Annotated in this window: 18 protein-coding genes and 1 tRNA gene; 5 read left to right on the forward strand and 14 right to left on the reverse strand. The window is 42.9% G+C overall.

Annotated features, from left to right (window positions below):
* Nucleotides 1-7: 7 nt before the first annotated feature.
* From G337_RS0105590 to G337_RS0105655, 13 genes are all read right to left on the reverse strand, one after another.
* Nucleotides 8-83: transfer RNA gene (locus G337_RS0105590), tRNA-Lys, on the reverse strand.
* 277 nt (nucleotides 84-360) lie between these two features.
* A complete protein-coding gene (gene ybgF / locus G337_RS0105595) occupies nucleotides 361-1092 on the reverse strand; it encodes a tol-pal system protein YbgF (protein WP_028863006.1) in 732 nt (243 codons plus the stop codon).
* Between the two features lie 9 nt (nucleotides 1093-1101).
* Nucleotides 1102-1653, reverse strand: a complete 552-nt coding sequence (gene pal / locus G337_RS0105600; RefSeq protein WP_028863007.1) for a peptidoglycan-associated lipoprotein Pal — start codon at nucleotides 1651-1653, stop codon at nucleotides 1102-1104.
* A 28-nt stretch (nucleotides 1654-1681) separates the two neighbouring features.
* Nucleotides 1682-2995, reverse strand: a complete 1314-nt coding sequence (gene tolB, locus G337_RS0105605) for a Tol-Pal system beta propeller repeat protein TolB (protein ID WP_028863008.1) — start codon at nucleotides 2993-2995, stop codon at nucleotides 1682-1684.
* A gap of 12 nt (nucleotides 2996-3007) precedes the next feature.
* Nucleotides 3008-3979, reverse strand: coding sequence for a cell envelope integrity protein TolA (gene tolA, locus G337_RS0105610; protein ID WP_028863009.1), 972 nt, complete (start codon nucleotides 3977-3979; stop codon nucleotides 3008-3010).
* Nucleotides 3979-4410, reverse strand: coding sequence for a protein TolR (tolR, locus tag G337_RS0105615; protein WP_019613044.1), 432 nt, complete (start codon nucleotides 4408-4410; stop codon nucleotides 3979-3981). Before tolR ends, tolA begins: the two co-directional genes overlap by 1 nt.
* A gap of 8 nt (nucleotides 4411-4418) precedes the next feature.
* A complete protein-coding gene (tolQ, locus tag G337_RS0105620) occupies nucleotides 4419-5102 on the reverse strand; it encodes a protein TolQ (RefSeq protein WP_028863010.1) in 684 nt (227 codons plus the stop codon).
* A complete protein-coding gene (gene ybgC / locus G337_RS0105625; RefSeq protein ID WP_028863011.1) occupies nucleotides 5092-5496 on the reverse strand; it encodes a tol-pal system-associated acyl-CoA thioesterase in 405 nt (134 codons plus the stop codon). Before ybgC ends, tolQ begins: the two co-directional genes overlap by 11 nt.
* 238 nt (nucleotides 5497-5734) lie before the next feature.
* Nucleotides 5735-6640: a PEP-CTERM sorting domain-containing protein gene (locus tag G337_RS0105630; protein WP_028863012.1), complete on the reverse strand. Its 906-nt coding sequence runs from the start codon at nucleotides 6638-6640 to the stop codon at nucleotides 5735-5737.
* A 438-nt stretch (nucleotides 6641-7078) separates the two neighbouring features.
* The gene (locus G337_RS0105640; protein ID WP_028863013.1) at nucleotides 7079-8953 is read right to left on the reverse strand and encodes an alkaline phosphatase D family protein; all 1875 of its coding nucleotides are present in this window, start codon (nucleotides 8951-8953) and stop codon (nucleotides 7079-7081) included.
* 128 nt (nucleotides 8954-9081) lie between these two features.
* On the reverse strand, nucleotides 9082-9552 hold the full coding sequence (locus tag G337_RS0105645; RefSeq protein ID WP_028863014.1) for a DUF1499 domain-containing protein: 471 nt from the start codon (nucleotides 9550-9552) through the stop codon (nucleotides 9082-9084).
* A gap of 24 nt (nucleotides 9553-9576) precedes the next feature.
* On the reverse strand, nucleotides 9577-12213 hold the full coding sequence (locus G337_RS27580) for an EAL domain-containing protein (RefSeq protein WP_051302990.1): 2637 nt from the start codon (nucleotides 12211-12213) through the stop codon (nucleotides 9577-9579).
* Nucleotides 12214-12456: 243 nt separating this feature from the next.
* Nucleotides 12457-14685 carry an NADP-dependent isocitrate dehydrogenase gene (locus G337_RS0105655; protein WP_028863015.1) on the reverse strand — a complete coding sequence of 743 codons (2229 nt, stop codon included), beginning with the start codon at nucleotides 14683-14685 and terminating at the stop codon, nucleotides 12457-12459.
* Nucleotides 14686-14915: 230 nt separating this feature from the next.
* On the opposite strand from G337_RS0105655, the gene G337_RS0105660 reads away from it, so the two are divergent.
* Complete coding sequence (locus G337_RS0105660) at nucleotides 14916-15575, forward strand: pseudouridine synthase (protein ID WP_028863016.1); 660 nt, start codon at nucleotides 14916-14918, stop codon at nucleotides 15573-15575.
* A 218-nt stretch (nucleotides 15576-15793) separates the two neighbouring features.
* Here the strand turns inward: G337_RS0105660 and G337_RS0105665 are convergent, their stop codons facing one another.
* The gene (locus tag G337_RS0105665) at nucleotides 15794-16738 is read right to left on the reverse strand and encodes a sensor domain-containing diguanylate cyclase (RefSeq protein WP_028863017.1); all 945 of its coding nucleotides are present in this window, start codon (nucleotides 16736-16738) and stop codon (nucleotides 15794-15796) included.
* Nucleotides 16739-17369: 631 nt separating this feature from the next.
* Between G337_RS0105665 and G337_RS0105670 the strand changes: the two genes are divergently transcribed.
* From G337_RS0105670 to G337_RS0105685, 4 genes are all read left to right on the forward strand, one after another.
* Entirely contained in the window at nucleotides 17370-17753 is a 384-nt protein-coding gene (locus G337_RS0105670) for a DUF2784 domain-containing protein (RefSeq protein WP_028863018.1), read from the forward strand.
* A complete protein-coding gene (locus tag G337_RS0105675) occupies nucleotides 17750-18505 on the forward strand; it encodes an alpha/beta hydrolase (protein WP_028863019.1) in 756 nt (251 codons plus the stop codon). The genes G337_RS0105670 and G337_RS0105675 overlap by 4 nt, the downstream gene beginning before the upstream one ends.
* A 232-nt stretch (nucleotides 18506-18737) precedes the next feature.
* The gene (locus G337_RS0105680) at nucleotides 18738-20342 is read left to right on the forward strand and encodes an ABC-F family ATPase (protein ID WP_028863020.1); all 1605 of its coding nucleotides are present in this window, start codon (nucleotides 18738-18740) and stop codon (nucleotides 20340-20342) included.
* 168 nt (nucleotides 20343-20510) lie between these two features.
* On the forward strand, nucleotides 20511-20963 hold the full coding sequence (locus tag G337_RS0105685; RefSeq protein WP_028863021.1) for a VF530 family DNA-binding protein: 453 nt from the start codon (nucleotides 20511-20513) through the stop codon (nucleotides 20961-20963).
* Nucleotides 20964-20966 lie beyond the last annotated feature (3 nt).

Consider the following 20966-nt stretch of genomic DNA (forward strand, 5'->3'; position numbering starts at 1 on the left):
AAGAAAGTGGTGGGCCGTGAAGGATTTGAACCTTCGACAAATGGATTAAAAGTCCACTGCTCTACCAACTGAGCTAACGGCCCGAATAGTTTTCGGTCTTACTGTTTGAGTCGAAGGTATCCCTTTGGCTCTTATCAACACAAGTGAATTAAAAGTAACTTCAAAACCACCTGACTGACAATCCGAATAATTTTCGGTAGTTAAAACTTAATATGAACTCGGTCACATGTCCGTCTCAACTGCGGCGTATAATATAGAATATTTTTAAGAGCGCAACAAAAAATATTTCTTTTTTTTCTGTTTGCCGAGAAAATAAACAAAACTCTAATAAGCGTGTTTACAAAACGTTATTAATGCCGTTTATAAGCTTTTTAAACGCTTATCTGCTAACCCGGCAGCTGAAGAGCTCGGATATTCTTTTAATACTTTCTTATAAAATTCTTTTGCCGATGAAATATCACCAAGGTATTCATCGATAATACCTATTTTAAATAAAGAATCCGGACGTTTATTTGAGTCAGGATATTTTTCAGTTACGATCAGAAAAGCACTTCGAGCTTCATTACGTTTCTTATTTTTATATAAGAGCTGCCCTAACCAGTATTGTGAATTCGCCACATACGGTGATTTAGGGTGATCAATAACAAATGCTTCAAATGCGGTAATAGCCTGTTCGAAATCTTTATTCACCAGTACCAGATCCACGGCACTCTGGTAAGCTGCTTTTTCACTTTCCGAACTTGGTACTGCTGACAAGTCGTCAACAGCGGCGGCGGATGCCGTTTTACTCTTTTCTTCAATCAGCTGATACAAATTGCGCTGACGGTTTTCAATCTGCTCAACTTTATGATTAAACAGCTCAATACTGCCTTTCATTTCACTCATTTCCAGCGACAGTTGATCAAGTTGATTTTGAAAGCGCAGCTGCATCTTAGTACGCATTTCTAATAAACGAGTCAGTTCCTGGATCTGTTTTTCTATCGGCGCACTGCTGCTGGTCACAGTCACATCATTTACAGGAGCGGCGGCAAATGCAGAGGCGGATAAAAAAGCGGCCATAAAAACGGCCGCATTAGAATTAACTTTTTTCATCACAAATAATTAGTAAGTTAATTCTGCACGACGGTTTTCAGCGTGAGCTGCTGCGTCATGACCAAAGTTTACCGGCTTTTCTTCACCGTAACTTACAAGTTCAAGCTGGCTTGATGAAACACCAACGTTTTCTAAGTAAGTAGCTACAGACTGCGCACGACGCTCGCCTAGTGCGATATTGTACTCAGGCGTACCTCTTTCATCTGCATGACCTTCAATAGTTAATGTTTTATCCTGGTTATCCATTAAGTATTTAGCATGCGCATCAAGGATTTTAGTGTACTGAGGCTCAATCAATGATTTATCGAACGCAAAGTTAATTGTCGTTTCTAAAATCGCATAAGTGTATTCTTGAACTAATAACTCTTCTTCAGTTAACTCAACAGCTTCAACCACATCTGTCTGCACAGTGCTGTCAGCAGTTGCTTCTGCAGCTACTTCAGTTGCCGCTTTAGTAGTTTCTGTTGACTCGGCATCAGTTTCACTGTTTGAGCTACATGCGCCTAAAGCCAGCATCGGTAGTGCAATCAATAAGCTTTTTGAGATCATCGTTAAGTTCATTTTCTTTCCTCATTTATTGTTAATAAATTTACTTTAAGAATGGAGACCATGCTGGTGATTTAACTTCACCGTTTTTAGCAGGAATATTAGCCTTAAAACGTCCATCCATCGAGACTAACGCCAAACCTTTTTTGCCCTGAAAGACAGTACTGTAAATTATCATACTGCCGTTTGGAGCAATGCTTGGTGATTCGTCTAACTCAGTTTTTGTCAGTGTTCTTAACTCACCAGAATCAAGATCTTGCACTGAAATTTTGTAATCTCCGTTATGGCGGCTTACTAGCACTAGGTTATCACCATCAGGGGTAATTGTGCCACCTAAATTCATATCCCCCTCCCAAGTAATCCGTTTTGTTTTACCAGATGTGAGCTCTATTTGATAAATTTGTGGTCTGCCGCCTCGTTCTGAGGAGAATATCAAACTTTTTCCATCCGGCGTCCAGCTTGGTTCTGTATCAATTGTCCGGTTATGAGTGATGCGGCGCAGCTCTTTAGTAATAGTATTTAGAACATAAATCTCCGGCTGCCCGTCTTTTGACAATACTAATGCTAACTCTTTTCCATCAGGCGACCAGCGGGGAGAACCGTTAATTTTAGTAAAGCTGGTCATCAGTTCGCGTTTATGTGTATATAAGTTCTGCACATAGATTTGTGAACGACGTTTTTCAAAACTCACATAAGCAAGTTTTTTACCGTCCGGTGACCAGGATGGAGACATAATCGGCTGTTTTGAACGCAGTACAGACTTTTCGCCGTAACCGTCATAATCGGAAATGCGTAACTGGTAGGGATGGGTGCTTTTACGGTCAACGGCAACATAAGCAATACGTGTTAAGAAAGCCCCTTTTTCACCGGTTAACTCTTCATAAACATAGTCACTGACAGTATGTGCAAGATGACGGAATTTACGCTCTTCAACAGTAAAACGACGTTTATCCAGTATAGGACTGTATTCCGGCATGCCCATATTACCAGTCACCACATCTAACAATTCATAGGTAATAGTAAACTTGCCCGCTTCTCTTGCCGGTCTAATCTCGCCCATTACAATAGCTTCAACTCCCATATCATGCCATAGGGAAAAATCAATATTGCTGCTGTTTGACGGCGTTTTCGGCATTTTATCAATAGAAATAGGATTAAACTGTCCGCTTCGCTGCAGATCCGCAGAAACAATGTCAGCAATGCCCTGCGGTCTCGGCCCTTTCCCTATCCACTTAAAAGGAATGACCGCAATCGGCCGGGCGCTGTTTACCCCTTCGGTGATCAGAATTTCCAGGCGGGCAGAAGCTTGAGCGGAAAAAATCACAATTGAAAAGGATAATAATAAACGTAATAACATGGATCTTTTTCCTTACAAATCAGGTTCTAAAGTAATATCAAAATCTCGGAACTGCGGCGCGATTTTTGGATCTTTAGGAATTGGTAATGTTTTAGCTTTTAACGCGGCACGTCTGGCGGATGCACACATTTTCACATCTCCGCGGCTCCGTTCCGCACTTAAGACCAGGCCGTCCGGCGCCAGGCGTATTGCTAAAGTACAGGTTTTGCCTTTCATATCCGGATCAACCTGCCAGTTTCTACTTATCTTATTTTCAATAAGCGCTTTATAACGGGCAATTTCAGACAGCTGTTTAGAATTTTGCGCACTTGAGAAGGCATCTTCAAACTCAGATTCCATCTGTCTGTCCAGCTCAGCCTGGCGTAAACGCTCTTTTTCAGCCTCAGCTCTGCGTTTCGCTTCTTTTTCTGCTTTGATTTTGGCAGCTTTTGCCTTAGCCTCTTTTTCCGCTTTTATTTTCGCAGCTTTAGCCTTAGCCGCTTTTTCAGCCTGAATCCGCTGTGCTTCCTGCTTTTTACGTTTGGCTTCAGCTTTTTTGCGCTCAGCTTCCTGTTTTCTGCGTTTATCATCAGCAAGCTTTTTAGCCTTAGCAGCCTCTTGTTTGGCTTTTAGCTTTTTGGCGGCTAACACTTTTTCCGCCTGAATCCGCTGCGCTTCTTTCTTTTTACGTACAATTTCCGCTTTTTCAGCTTTGATGCGGTCCGCTTCCTGCTTCTTACGCTTAGCTTCTGCGCGTTTAATACGCTCTTTTTCCTGGCGCGCTTTCTCTATTCTGCGTTTATCTGCCAGCTGCTTGTCTTTTTTACGCTGTGCTAAATCATCAAATAGTTTCTGATCAACCACTGAAGCTTGAATAACCGGCGTGCTGCTTTTAATTTTTTCTTTCGTAAATGAAAGATCAACATTCATCAGCAGTACACCACCAACAATAAGATGCAGTGCAAGTGCTGTAATAAAAGCGATTATTGTTGAACTATTTTTCATTATTGATCAGGCTCAGTCATCAAACCAAGAGAAGGGACACCCGCCTGCTGCAGTAAAACCATTAAATCAATAACACGTTTATAACTGACATCGCCGTCACCTTTAACAACAAACTGCGCATCTGCATCTAATGCTAACTGTGCACGCACTAATGCGCCCATTTCCTGCGCATCAAGCGGCGATTCAACACTGTCACCAACATTCAGATAATAACGCCCCTGTTTATCAATCGAGGCAATCATCGGCGGCTTACTGTCATCAGGCAGCGGCTCTGCAACGGCCTGCGGCAGATCGACCTTAACACCTTGAGTCACAAGCGGTGCGGTTACCATAAATATAATCAGCAGAACCAGCATCACATCGATATACGGTACAACATTGATTTCGGCGATAACACGGCGTCTTTTCGGACTGCGGTAAGAATAATGCATAATCTTATCTACTCGTTTTCAGTCATAGCTTGGCGATGTAAAATGGAGGTAAACTCTTCCATTAAATTAATATAAGCTGTTTCCAGTTTCCCCACCTTAGTTGAAAAACGGTTATAAGCCATCACGGCAGGAATAGCGGCAAACAGCCCCATTGCAGTTGCAATCAAAGCTTCGGCAATACCCGGTGCAACCATAGTTAAAGTCGCCTGCTGCACTTCACCTAATGCAATAAAGGAGTTCATAATGCCCCATACAGTACCAAACAGACCGATATAAGGGCTGATTGAACCAATAGTTGCTAAAGCCGGCAGGCCGCTTTCTAAATCATCAATCTCTCTTGATAAGGTTACCCGCATAGTGCGGTGCGCCCCTTCAGTAACACTGTCCACGTTACGTCCCGGCATGCGGTGCAGGCGCGAAAACTCTTTAAAACCGCTGTAAAATATTTTTTCACCGCCAAAAATGCGTTCACTGCGTGCCGATGTTTCTTTATATAAACGGCTTAAATCATGACCGGACCAGAAACGTTCTTCGAAATGCTCCAGCGCGGCGGCGGCTGCTTTGAGCATTCTTGAGCGGGCAAAAATTAATGTCCATGAATAAATAGACATGCCAAGCAATAACAGCATGACAAATTTAACAAGCCAGCTGGCTTGTAAAAACAATCCTAAAAAAGACATATCAGCTTGCACTGGGAATTACCTCGATTATTTCAGCTGGAATAGCTGTTGGTTTCATTTTCTGTAAATTTACGCAGGCGATTAGAGTCGCAGCCTGGCAAAGAAGTTCCCCATTTTCATGAAAAATTTCCTGCTTGAAGGTTAAACTCGCTCTGCGTTGTTTAATAACTGTAGTTTTGACAGTAATCAGCTGGTTAAAACGTGCTGATTTTATGCAGTCCATATCTACTTTACGGACTACAAACGCAATATTTTTTTCTAATAAAGTATCCTGCTGAACATTAAATTCACGTAAGAATTCTGTACGTCCGCGCTCGAAAAACTTTAAATAATTAGCGTAATAAACGACACCGCCGGCATCGGTATCTTCATAATAAATTCGTACTGGTAATGTTGAAATTAACACGCTTTTTTTCCATCGATAAATATTAGCAGTAAGCTACTATAAATAGGCTTTATTGTCGACCTCAGAGTCATATTTGTATTGTTCGCCTTAAATAGCGTCTATTCTAAATCAGTCAAAGGCTGGCTGGTTATAATTATTAACAAGATAAAGAAAAGGCTTCTAAATAAATTCAGAAGCCTTTATATAAAGCTCAAAGAGCATTAACCTCTTAACGCTTTACCGTTAAGCATAACGCAGATTATTTTCTGCACGCTTTAGCTAAAAAGCGCTGACGTAATAAATAAGCTCCGAGCAAACCCAATAATAACAGTATTTGAGAACCGGGTTCCGGCAGCCTGACAGTCTTGCTTTCGCTTACCGCCCACTCTTCAAAATCAGCACTAGGTCCAAAGTCACAATGATTGCGGCTGCCGACATCGCAGTCACCACTTGCTAAATTATACTGTCCGGGATCATTTCCTATCTCACCAAATAGAGAATAAAAAACTAGATTATCCGTCTCTGCCCAGCCGTCAAAGAAACTATTGTTTAAATAGAAACTCATATCACCAGAACCGCTGCCATGCCCCAGGCCATAATTTAATGCTACCCAGTTGTCTAAGCCGTCACCTGGATCATCATCAAAGTCATAAACAAGAGTCCCAAGAGGCCCGCCGTCAGAAAGGTCCGTTGTATTTGAGTTTGCCGCACCGCCCATATACACCTTAATTTCATCTAATGAGATATACTGCTCAAGGTAACCATGGGCTTTACTGTGACTTTCATTAATATCAAGAAAAAATTCCCGATAGAGATCATTATTAATTGTAACTAAGCCAACATCACCAAGGGTAATCGCATGGTTCCAGTTATCTGCCGGACCGACATCAAAAGTACCGTCAACCGTAGTATTATATGCTTGTTCAATATCTATCGTATTACCGTTGCCTTTTACCTGAACAAAAGGATCGATCACGCCTGTTCCCGTAGGCTGGGCATCCGATTGATAAAATAAAGCGCTGCTTCCCAAATTACCCGAACTGCCGGCCACGCTCAAATCAATCATTGTTGCATATGCACCGGAACCGATAGCAGTTGTAAATAACATAATAACTGAAAATACTTTTTTTATAAGAAACCTGCAGCTGTAATCAAATAGACTCATTAGTTATCTCCTTAAGGGTTGCTTATTATAAATATTCCTTAATCAAAGTCAGAGCAATCACCTTGCACAACACTAAGTTCATGCATAAAATAAGCCCTTGTAATTATCTACATTTAAAACAACCACTTAACGTTTTACGGTAAAACACGACAAATCAGCATGTAAAAGAAATCGACGCAGAATTTTCCACGTACCAGTCTGATAAGACGCTGTTTATTGTGACCATAACAGCAGCCGGTGGCTGTGCCGGAAATAAAGGCGAAGTATTGTTAAATAAAAAAGAAGAATGGGTGAAATAATGTGTAAATATTATCGGCATTTCGAAAAACGTCTGTAAATCGTCCCCTTATAGAGCTGGACTTTAAACACAGCGCCTATTCGGCAGACTGGAGCAGGCTTCTCGACTTAAAAACACAAAAGCACTCTGCACCAAAGGCCTTACTTTGTATCAGCAAAATTTATTCTGTGACCTTTACCCGTTAACAGTGCGGCCTCGCTTATCTGCTGATTTTTATCCAGTTTTAATTCACCAATCGCACTGCTGTTCACCAGACGCTGATCTCCCGGAGTAGACGGATCCCGTTTACTGATTTTCATAGATTTTCGTTTAGTGAAAAAGTTTATCGGGGAGTACGGACTGTAGATAATACGATCCAGAAACTCGCAGCAGGTCAGTAACCTCTCTGGAAACTGATTTTTAATACCGCTGCAGGTGATCTGATAAATTTTAGGACTGTTAGAGCGGAATCGTAAACGGATATCGTAGACAAAAGAATAATGTACATCACCGGACAAGATAATAAACTGCTCCGGTGTTTTTCGATGACTAAAAATACTCAGCAGTACATTGGCGGCTCCTTTATGCGCCATCCAGTTTTCAGCATCCACCATCAGAGGCAAACCTAACCAGGTCATCAGCTGCTGCAGCGCTTCGATAAATTTAACGCCGAATATAGGCGCAGGTGATACCAGGATAATACTGTCTTCATTAATCATGCTCTGCTGCATCTCGGTCAGGGCCTCCCAGTCCATCAGGCCGGAAGGTTTATTGAGATTCGATTCAGAGCGCCAGCGCCGGGTGCGAGTATCTAAAACCAGTATCTTAGGATAGGTATTAACAGTGTAGTGCCACTGCTCAAACTTAAATAGATATTCAACAAAATTGTCATGACTGCTTTTATTTGGCTCGGTAAAATAACTGCGGGCGGTTTTATGAAAATCCAGTCCAAAATTATCCGGCTCATTGCCCCAGCCCTGACATAACCAGTAGGCCATCAGACCGTTGCCGATAATACGCCGGGAAAACGGATGCTGATAGGTCTGCTGCTCCCAGGCGGCGCTGAGATTCCAGTCATCGGTAATATCATGGTCATCAAAAATCATATAGGTCGGCAGGTGTGCAAACAGCCGCTGCACCTGCGCTAAACCGTTTACAAAAGAGTTAATCTCAACACACTCCTGTAACCAGTGCTGCTTCTGCGCATCAGAAAACTCCTTATCCAACTGAGGCGGCTGCTGATATTCAATTAACGGCCATAGCTGCGGCGACCAGACCAGCAGATACATAGCCATAAATTCTGCAAAACTAATCAGATGATTATCAATCTCTGTCGCACTGAATACCGACTTATCTTTAACCGGCAGTAAACTGCTTAATAAACTCTGCTTCTGGTGCTTAGGTAAAATTGCATCGCGATTCAAAAGAGAATCAGGGTGCTGATACAAAGCTTGTGAATCGGCAACAGCAGCCTGCTCAAAAACTTCATCATTTAACCCGAGCAGATTAATCACTTCTTTAATGGCGCCTAAAGTCGGCCCGGCAACGTGATCCGCATAGATCTGATCACCACTGAGCATCAGTAAAGCGGGCCGCTGTAATGCGCCCAGTTCAGCAGTCTTATTATCAGCGGCGACTAAGGAGTCTGCACTGCTATGGTGGGGATTACGGCAGGAGCCATGCATCACATAATCAAGTTCTGTTTTAATAACCAGCGTCGGCAGCGTTTCGCCAGGATATAATAAACCCGGTAATAAATATTCCAGCGGTCCCTGCTGGGTTATAAACTGATAATTAAGAATCTGATTAAGCGACAGTGCTTCTTCTGTACTAAAGTGACATAGGGTTATCCAGCAGTGTCTGCCCGCCCGATAACAAGTCTGCTGTTTAAGATCTGCCTGCAGTAAAATCTGCTGCTTTAAAAACAGGGTAAAAGAGCCTGTTAAGGGCTCTGAGGTTGCAAACCAGAAGACAACTTCCTGTGCAGTGCATTTTCGCACAATAGGGCCGGCAAGAATCAAAGGTAACGAGTGCATATATAAACCTTGTGGTTGAACATCATTTTATTATTCGAGTAAGGTTCATCCATAAATCACAACTCTATTGACGGCAGGCGTCTCGAAACACTAAGACTACTAAAACATCAGCAGCCGGTGCAAGCCTGTTATTTTACAACTCCCTGTTTAATCAGCCTGACTCGTAAATTTTCAACACGTTTGCGGTTAACAGCAAAATCATAATAACCTGAACGCGAAGCAGAAAAGACTGCAATTATACCCAGCTCAGGGCGAAGCTGTAATTTAAGATCGTCAACAAATCCCCACAAAGCACTGCGCACCTCAACATGAAGATAATTTTCTGTTTCCGTAATAATTGTTGTACGCGCTAAAACCTGTACTTCTTTACGAACTGCTGACCAGGCTTTCTCTGGAGGGGCTGTAAGCTGTAATGGTGCAGTAAAATGCTCGCTGTCATCTGCGGCCGCATCACTTGAAACACAATTCGGCGAAGCAGGGCAAGCCGTAAAATAAGATCCGGGCAAATCACTGCGGGCTGCCTGTTTGTCACTGCAGGCGCTAAGACTAACAACTGCACAGGCTACAGTCAGCGCAGTCAAAATGCGGCGAATTTTCATAATCAACTGCTCCTGTAAAAATTATTAAAAATTAACAGTCAGCATCTTCCGGTTCTTAACCAGTTCAAAAAATTTATCAGGCGCAACGGCTTTACTAAATAAATACCCCTGAATTTCATTACAGCCGACCTCTTTTAGGAACTGCAGCTGCTCTTTATTTTCCACGCCTTCGGCAATCACAATCATATGCAGGCTGTGAGCCAGCAGTGTTGTTGCTGTAACAATAGCCGCATCATCAGGATCGCTGGCCAGATCCTGAACAAAGCTTCGGTCTATTTTTAATTTACCAATCGGGAAACGTTTTAAATACGCCATAGAGGAATAACCAGTACCAAAATCATCAATAGCCAGCAGTACTCCCATCTTATGCAGATGCTGGAGGATGATAATATTATCTTCAACATTTTCCATAACCGTGCTTTCAGTTAATTCTATTTCAAGGTACTGCGGATCTGCCCCCGTTTCTGCAAACACCTGCTTAAACTCTTCAATTAACTGCTGACTGAAAAACTGTTTACTGGAAATATTAACGGCAATGCGGATCCTGGGCATGCCCTGCCGGCGCCATTCGACCTGCTGACGGCAGGCTTCATGCAGAATCCATGAACCCAGCTGCTTTATCAATCCGCTCTGTTCGGCAATACCAATAAAGGCATCAGGGAAAAGCAGTCCCCGTTCAGGATGGCGCCAGCGGATCAAAGCTTCACAGCCGATGATTTTACCGCTTGTCACACTGATCTGAGGCTGATAATGCAGAATAAACTCCTGCTTATCTATCCCATAACGCATATTATTTTCAAGCTGCAGTATGTCTTGAGCCTGAGCATTCATTTCTGCGGTAAAAAACTGCGCTGTATTACGCCCGACTTTTTTCGCCCGGTACATAGCCGCATCTGCATTTTTAAGCAGCGTGTCGGCATCTTCTCCGTCAGCGGGAAAAGTACTGATACCTATACTGCTGGTTACCACCACTTCCGTATGATCCAGTAAAATAGGTGAAGCGATTGTTTTAAGTATTTTCTCCGCTACCTGCAGGACATCCTGATTTGACTGTATATCAGTTAACAGAACAACAAATTCATCACCGCCCAGTCGGGCAATAATATCCACCTTGCGTACTTCGCTGCGCAGCCGATCTGCTACAAATTTCAGCAGAAGATCACCAGTCGCATGCCCGGATGCATCGTTAATCAGCTTAAAATTATCCAGATCCAGATACAATAAAGCCAGCTTATGCTTATGGCGCAGGGAACCGGCAATAGCCATCTTCATCTGCTCATAAAATGCAGAACGGTTATGCAGTCCGGTAACTATATCGTAATGAGCTAAATGATAGATTCTCTCTTCTGTCACTTTTTTTTCAGAAATATCACTAAAAATACTGATAAACTGAATAATATTACCTGTCTTATCACGTACTGCAGAAACCGTCTGCCAGGCAGGAAAAACATCGCCGTTTTTGCGCCGGTTCCAAATTTCACCTTTCCAGCTGTCTTCCTTTAGTAAAGTTTCCCAGAACTCCAGATAAAATGCATGGTCATGCCGGCCTGACTGTAAAAAACGAGGGTTCCTGCCGACAATCAGCTTACTGCTGTATCCGGTAACCCTGCAGAAAGCCGGATTAACGCGAAGAATTAATGCTTCTTTATCGGTAATAACAATCGATTCAACGCTTTCATTAAAGACACTCTCCGCCAGCTTCAGCTGCTCACCCGCGGCCAGCAGATCCCCCGACTGCTGTGCAACTAAGTCCAGCAGCTGCCGCTTACTGGCAGCCAGCGCGGCATTAGCCCGCTGGCTTTCTTCAATACTCGCCACCAGCGCCAGAGACGCAGTCATCATAATTCCCATAAAGACTTGTAAAAGCACAAGTGATTCATTCTCAGAAGCCCTGACAAAGGGACCAAAACCATTCAGGGTTCCAAAAACGGCAAAACTTGAAACACAGATAATATACAAAGTAGTGCCGTGGTGGTGAAAGCGATAACCGATCCAGATAGCAATAGGCAGGTAAATAAATGCCAAAGGATAACGCTCATTACCAAACGAAAATAAGCTGCTGAAAACAGCGGCTGTGCTTAGAGCAGTAACAAGCAGTAAGAGCAGAACTTCGAAGGTAAACAGAGAGCGCCATGCACTCTTTTTCACTTTAAGCCAGGTAACTAAAAACGGCGTAACAACCAGTCCGCCGACAACATCACCTAACCACCAGGTTGATAATAATAAAGCAACAGATTCAACGGGAATAATGTCACTTAAAAACAAACTCATTACCCCGAAAAGTGCACTGATCATGGTTGAGACAAATACAATAACTGTAAAAAAAGCCACGTTTTTAATCGAATTAAACGGCAGCCTATTAGTATAACGAACCAGCAGCCAGCAGGCGGCAAGGGCTTCAAACGTATTGCCCAGCCCGATAACCACAGAAGCAGGCAAAGGTAATCCGCTGCTCAGGCTAACAAGAAATGCACCGAGAGTGATGCCCGGCCAGTTAGAGCGCCCATAAAGAAGCAGAGCTGCAATCGCGATACCTGTCGGAGGCCATACCGGCGATGTGTTAACCTGTTCAAAAGCAAGACTTAATCCGAATTTTGCCGCAGTAAAGTAAATGCCGGCTAATAAAAACCACGAAAATACTTGTTTATATTTATGAGGCATTAACACACAGCCCTAATAAAGAGAATATAAAAATAAGATTAGCAGAAGACGCTGAATATTCTTTTTATATTAAGATATTAGAAGCCTTATTAGAATGACATAGCTAAGCTCTGCAGGCGTATGCCGGCTTTGCCGCGCCGATACTGGTACTGCCCAAAAACAAAAAAGGTGCTCAATGAGCACCTTTTTAATAAATAAGCAGTGTTATTTAATTAACTCCCTGCAGAAGAGTTTCTGTAAAACTTAAACCGCAGCCAGTGCATCATTTAAAGTTTTACTTGGACGCATTGCGGCTGAGACTTTAGCAGCATCGGTATGGAAATAACCGCCCAGCTCAACTGCACAGCCTTGAGCATCGTTAAGCTCTTTCACGATAAGCGCTTCGTTTTCAGCCAGTGTTTCAGCAAGCGGTGCAAATACAGCCTGCAGTTCAGTATCTTTAGTCTGCGCTGCTAACGCTTCTGCCCAGTACATTGCCAGATAGAAGTGACTGCCGCGGTTATCCAGCTCATTCACTTTACGTGAAGGAGATTTATCTTCTTTTAAGAATTTACCGTTAGCGGCATGCAGTGCTTCAGCAAGTACAACAGCTTTGTCATTACCCGTTTTAGCAGCGATATCTTCAATAGACACAGCCAGAGCTAAAAACTCTCCCAGTGAATCCCAGCGCAGATGCCCTTCTTCAACAAACTGCTGCACATGCTTAGGTGCAGAGCCGCCGGCCCCCGTTTCAAACAGACCGCCGCCTGCAAGCAGCGGTACAATTGAAAGCATTTTAGCACTTGTACCCAGCTCCAGAATAGGGAACAAATCCGTCAGGTAGTCACGCAACACGTTGCCCGTTACCGAAATCGTATTCTCACCCGCAAGTACACGTTTTAAAGAGAATTTAATCGCTTCAACAGGTGCCAGAACCTGAATATCCAGACCTGCAGTATCGTGATCTTTTAAGTAGGTATTTACTTTAGCGATAAGATTTTTATCGTGAGCACGACTTTCATCTAACCAGAATACTGCCGGCTGGCCGGTTGCTTTGGCACGGCTTACTGCAAGACGCACCCAGTCACGAATTGGAGTATCTTTTGCCTGACACATGCGCCAGATATCCCCTTCTGCGACACTATGTTCCATTAACGTATTACCGGCCTGGTCAATAACTTTAACCGTGCCCGCTTCTTTAATCTGGAATGTTTTATCGTGTGAACCGTACTCTTCCGCTTTTTGCGCCATCAGACCGACATTAGAGACATTCCCCATAGTTGCCGGATTAAATGCACCATTTTCACGACAGAATTCGATCGTCTCCTGATAAATACCTGCGTAACAACGGTCCGGGATCATCGCTTTAGTATCGTGCAGTTTGCCGTCTGTGCCCCACATGCAGCCCGAGCTGCGGATAGTCGCCGGCATAGAAGCATCAATAATCACATCACTTGGTACGTGTAAATTAGTAATACCTTTATCTGAATCTACCATTGCCAGTGCTGGACGTGTCGCATAAACAGCCTGAATGTCCGCTTCAATCTGCTCTTTCTGTGCAGCCGGTAAGCCTGCAGTTTTAGCGTAAACATCACCTAAACCATTAGTCGCATCCACGCCCAGTTCAGCAAATAAAGCTGCGTGTTTGCTGAATACATCTTTAAAATAAACCGTTACAGCGTGACCGAACATAATTGGATCCGACACTTTCATCATGGTTGCTTTAAGGTGCAGTGACAGCATAATATTATTGTCGAAAGCATCCTGCATTTCAGCTTCAAAGAAAGCACGTAATGCGGCGCTGCTCATCACAGCGGAGTCAATCACTTCATCTTTTAACAGCGCTGTAGAGGCTTTTAATACGGTTACTTCACCGGATGTATTAGTGAACTCAATTTTCACATCATCATCCTGGCCAAGCACCACTGACTGCTCGCTGCCGTAGAAATCACCACTGCGCATATGCGCAACATGTGATTTTGAATCTTTAGACCAGGCGCCCATACGGTGCGGGTTGTCTTGAGCGTACTGTTTAACGGCATCAGCAACACGGCGGTCCGAGTTACCTTCACGCAGTACCGGATTTACCGCACTGCCTAATACTTTTGCGTAACGCGCTTTAATCTCTTTTTCGGCATCTGTCTGTGTTTCTTCAGGGTAATCAGGAAGCGCATAACCGTGCTCCTGCAGTTCTTTTATTGCAGCCTGCAGCTGCGGTACAGAAGCACTGACGTTCGGCAGTTTAATAATATTTGCCTGTGGCGTTTTAGCAAGTTCACCTAATTCAGATAATGCATCTGACATCTGCTGCTGCGCAGTTAAACTATCAGGGAAGTTAGAAATGATACGAGCAGCTAAAGAGATGTCACGCGTTTCAACAACAATGTCAGCTGCCTGTGTAAAAGCATTAACAATAGGAAGCAGAGAGTGTGTTGCAAGCGCTGGTGCTTCATCAGTTTGTGTGTAAATGATCTTTGCTGTTTTATCTGTCATATTCGTTCCTTTAACAAGATTAGTAATGGCCAACTTATGACGCAACAAATGTTATGAATTTGTTACGCTGCAATAATTTAGGGCATCATCATAACGAAAACAGACAAATAGTCCAATTTACAACCAGCCGGCGGCCAACTTTAGCAGGCTCAGACTGGAATTTGTGACGGGTCTGAACAGCAATATCTGTTACAATCCGCGATTAATTCTTCTTTTAAAGGTGTTTTCACGTGTTTAATAAAAAATCGACTTCTTTTGACAAAACTAAATTTTCAAAAAAGAAAAGCCGAGGCCCGCGTAAAAACAAAAACACCAAAAATCACCTGCCTGCGGTGACAGATGCGATCCGTAGAGTAGTTCTGTTTAACAAACCTTTTGATGTGCTGAGTCAGTTTACCGATCAAGGTAGCGTTGAGAACAAACGCAAAACCTTAGCGGATTTTATTGATGTAAAAGAAGTCTATGCGGCCGGCCGCTTAGACCGCGACAGTGAAGGTTTATTATTATTAACCAATGACGGTAAGCTCCAGGCTAAAATAACCCAGCCCGATGCTAAAACCACTAAAACCTACTGGGTGCAGGTAGAAGGCAGCCCGCAAGAGTCAGATCTGCAGAAACTGCGTGACGGCGTGAAACTTAAAGATGGTTTAACCCTGCCGGCAGAAGTTGAGATTATGCATGAACCTGAGATCTGGGAAAGAGTACCGCCGATCCGTGAACGCGCAGCTATTCCAACTACCTGGCTGAGCATTACTATCAGCGAAGGACGCAACCGCCAGGTACGCCGTATGACCGCAAATATTGGTTTTCCAACACTGCGTTTGATTCGTTACCGTATCGGCGCCTGGACGATTGACGGCATTGCTAACGGCAGCTATAAACTGCTTTAATGATTAAATATTGAGTCAAACCACTGAGAACCATATTCTGCAGCATTTAGCTAATACCGGCAGCAGAAAAAATAGACGGCGAAAATGCGAGTGGATTAGTTTATTGATTCTAGTGCTTTGAGTTAGTTGTAAAAACAAAGTGAGTATCCAGCCTCAGCCTTTTCTATTCATTACTCAGCAGCGCCTCTACTAACAGGTAGTCAGCCGCTCACTAAAAACTAACTTGTGGTTATCTGATTACGTCCATTCTCTTTTGAGTGATATAGTGCTGTATCAACCCGTTTCAAAATAGTATCTATCGATATATCGCTTGGTTTTATTTGACTTAGTCCGCCGCTCACGGTAAATGATAAATTTCCGTTAGGAGTCGCAACTTGTATTTCACTTATTTTTTTTATTAACCGCTGAGTAAAATGTTCTACCTTAGCAATAGACGAATCAGGCATTACAATCAAAAACTCTTCTCCACCTAAACGGCTGATAATATCTACTTTTCTCACTTCATTTTTTAGAAAGTTACTTAATTCAAGCAGCACTAAATCACCAATGTCATGTCCGTAATTGTCATTTATCTTTTTGAAATAATCAATATCAATCATTAACACCGAAACATCAATCGTATAACGCTTACATCGTTGAAAACAGTTTTCAAGCTCCTGCATAGCATGACGCCTGTTATATAACCCGGTTAACGGATCAGTAACCGCCATCTCATGCAGTTTCTGCTCCATCAATTTTCGCTCGGTAATATTACGATTAGAGCATACTAATACTCTTTTTTTCTCAATAAGGGAGTTAATGGGGTATATTTTTAATTCAAACCACTGCTCTTTGACTGGACCGACTGCAGTGGGACTAAGTTTCTTTAATTCACTTAAGGATAAAGAATATTCAAAGCTCACGATCTTACTTTCCGATAAACATTCAGCAATTTTCTGCTTAATTTTTAAAGCAATTTCACTAGTAGTGAACTCAAATACTGAACGTAACTCAAAGTTCTCAATATGATAAAAAAGTTCAGTCCGCACATTGCCGAAAAAGCAGTGTACAATACCGCTTTCATCGATCAAAAAATGGCGATCGGGCATAACATCAGTTATCTTTTTCATCAGATAACTGTTAAGAGCAGTATTAACCTCTTTAAACTCCATTTCACTTAACATATAAACCCTTTCTCGTAAGCAAGATCACAACAGCTGCATCACATAATCTGAGCTCGGTTTAATTTCTCTCAATGACAGGCTTAAATTAATTTTAGTTCATCATCTGCTAATTTGATTTTTGGTTTCTTCCTTGGTTTAATAATTCTCTAGTAATTTACCGTTACCCTCGCGGTGTTTTTATCAAAAACCTTATAAGCCAACACAAACAAACCAATACATTCAACAGCTTACAATAAACTTTTGCCTGGGAGTTTTCTGAACCTTTCATGATTTACCTTTCTCCCTTTTCTTTGAACAGCCCAGCGGCTGCCTTTTGCTTATATCCCCAGGCAATTCTAGTACGTTAAATTAATTACAAAATCTTTTGAAAAAAGAATTCATTTAAAATGCACATACCCAATTGATAAACAACAGAATTTTCAAAAGCAGTGAAAATTAATATCAAAATGACCTGGTAGAATTGATGCAGGTAATACTTAGTCAATTAAACTATTAGAAAACAACAGGCTCTAGGAAACTGCAGCTGACTCTGCAAAATAGGCGAGCTTTTATATCCAAACGACCTGAAGATGCAGAGTCTAGCTAGAAAGTCAGAACTAAGCCGACAACCTAGCATGCGGAGGTAAATATAATGCTTTACCTGATACTGGCTGACTTACTGGTACTAGTGCATTTTCTGTATATTCTTTTTGTACTTCTAGGCGGACTGCTGCTGATTCTGCGCAGCTACCTTTTTTTTATACACCTGCCTGCCGTTGTCTGGGCATCGCTGCTCAGTTTTAAGGGCTGGATCTGCCCGTTGACTCCACTGGAAAATTACTTAAGACAAGCAGCAGGCACTGAGGGCTATCAGGAAGGATTTATCAGTCACTATCTAATCCCTATTATTTATCCTGACAACTTAACCCTTAATATGCAGTCTGCACTGGGCATTTTGGTTATAGTCGTTAACATTAGTATCTATTCTTTAGTCTATTATAAGCACATAGCTAAGCAGCACGGGAAACAGGGATGAAGAGTACTCTAGTTACAATAATACTGGTTTATATTGGTTTTTGTCTGCTGCTGTTCGTGCTGCAGCGTAAATTTTTATATTTTCCGCAGCCCGCAGGTCCAGTGAGCGGCGCGGCTGAAATCAGTTTTATTACGGACGGTGTGCAGTTGAGCGGCTGGGTGGTTAATAAGGGACGTCAAAAAGCGCTGATCTATTACGGCGGCAATGCGGAAAGTATTGAAAATAACATCAGCTTCTTTAAGGAGCGGCTGCCGAATTACAGCGTGTACCTTATTGCCTATCGGGGTTACGGTAACAGCAGCGGTCATCCCAGCGAAACACATCTCTATCACGATGCCCTGTATATTTTTGATCAGGTAAAAGTTAACCATAAGCAGATCTCTTTGATGGGCAGAAGCCTTGGTTCCGGCGTTGCCATCTATGCAGCAGCTAATCGGCAGGTGGAAAAACTGCTGCTGGTCACTCCCTATGACAGCATCGAAAATGTTGCTAAGAGTGTCTACTGGATGTTTCCAGTATCCCTGCTGCTTAAAGATAAGTTCCAGTCGATAAAGCAGGTGAAACACATTAGTGCACAAACCTATATCTTCACGGCGGAAAATGACCGGGTGATTCCACGCGCGAGAAGCGAACGGTTAATCGCTCAATTTACTGAGCAGCTGGTCGACTCAGTCTTAGTCAGCGGCGCCGATCATAACGATATTTCGCTGTATCCGGAATACATTGCGGGAGTGCGCCGGGCACTTGAATAACAGCAGCCTGAATAGGTATCTGCTCTTTTATGCTGGTTAAATAAAAGTGATTAAAAAAGAATCACTGCAAAAGTACAGATAAAATGGGTATCCAGCTTTTCTTGCTGTATACTGCGCGACCTTATAATTGTGACTAAACGCACATTTCATTTTGAAGCTTGTTGGTCATGCCCCTTTCCGTTAGTAACTAGCGGTTGGAAATACCCGTTAGCAAAACTTAGGAAACCTTCTTTTGATCTCTACCTCTAACATCACTATGCAGTTTGGCCCGGAGCCATTATTTGAAAATATCTCGGCTAAATTTGGTAACGGCAGCCGCTACGGTTTGATCGGCGCAAACGGCTGCGGCAAATCTACTTTTATGAAAATCTTAAGCGGCGCACTGCAGCCGACCTCCGGAAATGTATCTATCACGCCGGGATTCAAAGTCGGTACACTAAGCCAGGATCAGTTTGCATTCGAGCAATACAGCGTGATTGACACTGTGATCATGGGTGATACCGCCCTATGGAAAGTGAAACAGGAAAGGGACAGCATTTACGCAAAAGCGGAGATGAGCGAAGAAGACGGTATGCGGGTAGGTGATCTGGAAAGCCAGTTTGCAGAAATGGACGGCTACAGCGCTGAAAGCCGTGCGGGTGAAATCCTGCTTGAAGCCGGTATTGAAGAATCACTGCACTACGGTTTAATGGAGCAGGTTGCACCGGGCTGGAAACTGCGTGTTTTACTTGCGCAGGCACTGTTTGCAGATCCGGAAATATTACTGCTTGATGAGCCGACCAATAACCTGGATATCCATACCATCAGCTGGCTGGAAGGTGAGTTAAACAAACGCAAATGCACCATGATCATTATTTCCCATGACAGACATTTCCTAAACGCTGTCTGCACACATATGGCTGATATTGATTACGGCGAATTACGTATTTACCCGGGCAACTACGAATACTTCTTAGAGCAGTCTGCTTTATTACGTGAACAGCTTTTATCCGGCAATGCTAAAAAGAGTGCTGAAATAGAAGAACTGCAGGACTTCGTAAACCGCTTTGGTGCAAATGCTTCTAAAGCCAAACAAGCCAGTTCCCGCGCTAAAAAAATGGAAAAAATTAAACTCGATGACGTGAAATCATCAAGCCGCATTACTCCGTCACTGAGCTTTGCACCCGGTAAAAAAATGCACCGCCAGGCATTAGTACTGGAAAACCTCGGCCATGGTTTTGACGGCGAAACCTTATTTGCAGACGGTGAGATGATTTTAGAAGCCGGCGCAAAACTGGCAATTATCGGTGAAAACGGTGTCGGCAAAACAACTCTGCTGCGCTGCCTGGTAAACGAACTGCAGCACAATGAAGGTGTCGTAAAATGGTCTGAAAACGCCTCAATCGGTTACTGTCCGCAGGACAGTGGTATGCTTTTTGAAAATGATTTAACACTGATGGAGTGGATGTCTCAGTGGCGCCGACCTTGTCATAACGATTTAATGGTGCGAGGCATGTTAGGACGTCTGTTATTCACTGATGATGACGCCAACAAAAAAGCCCGCAACTGCTCTGGTGGAGAGAAAAACCGTTTGTTATTCGGTAAATTAATGATGTCCGATATTAACGTATTAATTATGGACGAACCGACTAACCACATGGATATGGAAGCGATTGAAGCGCTTAACAATGCCCTTAAAGAGTTCGAAGGCACGTTGATTGTTGTCAGCCATGACCGGGAGTTTGTTTCATCTTTAGCGACACGTATCATAGATATCAAAGATAAAAAGATGGTTAACTTCCAGGGCACTTTAGACGAATACCTGGCAAGTCAGAAAGAAGCCCTGCAGGCAGCTTAAATCAAGGTAAAGCAACAAGAATGCCCTGGCTAGACTGCACAGCCAGGGCATTTTTTTGTGCACCAGGTTAGCAAATGGATACAACCGCAAAGACAATATTGCTGTTAAGCATCATTATAAGCAGCCCGTGCATATCTTTCTTATATACCCAGTTTTCTAGGAATTAAAATGACAGCTAAAAAAAACAATAACCCTCTATACGGCCTGAAACTAGATGTACTGCTGACTGAAATTTCAGAACATTACGGCTGGGAGTTATTAAGTGAATCATTAGAGATTAACCGCTTTCAATTTCATACGGGTATGAAGTCAACAGTTAAGTTTCTGCGTAATAATCAATGGGCAAAAGAGAAAGTAGAAAATTTTTATTTGTATCAGTATAAAAATTTCCCATGCCCGGACGACAAACAATTGTCCATTGCCCCCCGTGATCGCTTTATTCCAGCAGAGCAGCTGGCGGGAGAGCCCGTGGAGATTACCGATGATGTTATCTTACAGATAGATAGAGCTTGTCGATTACGGACTTATAAAGCCGCGGATAAAACGCAGCAGGCTAAAAAAGAGCCTGCGCGCAGCAGTGAAGAACCGCCGTACGATCCAAGTAATCCCTGGAACAAATAACTC

The sequence above is a fragment of the Psychromonas aquimarina ATCC BAA-1526 genome, from assembly GCF_000428725.1.
GTDB classification, from domain to species: Bacteria; Pseudomonadota; Gammaproteobacteria; order Enterobacterales; family Psychromonadaceae; genus Psychromonas; species Psychromonas aquimarina.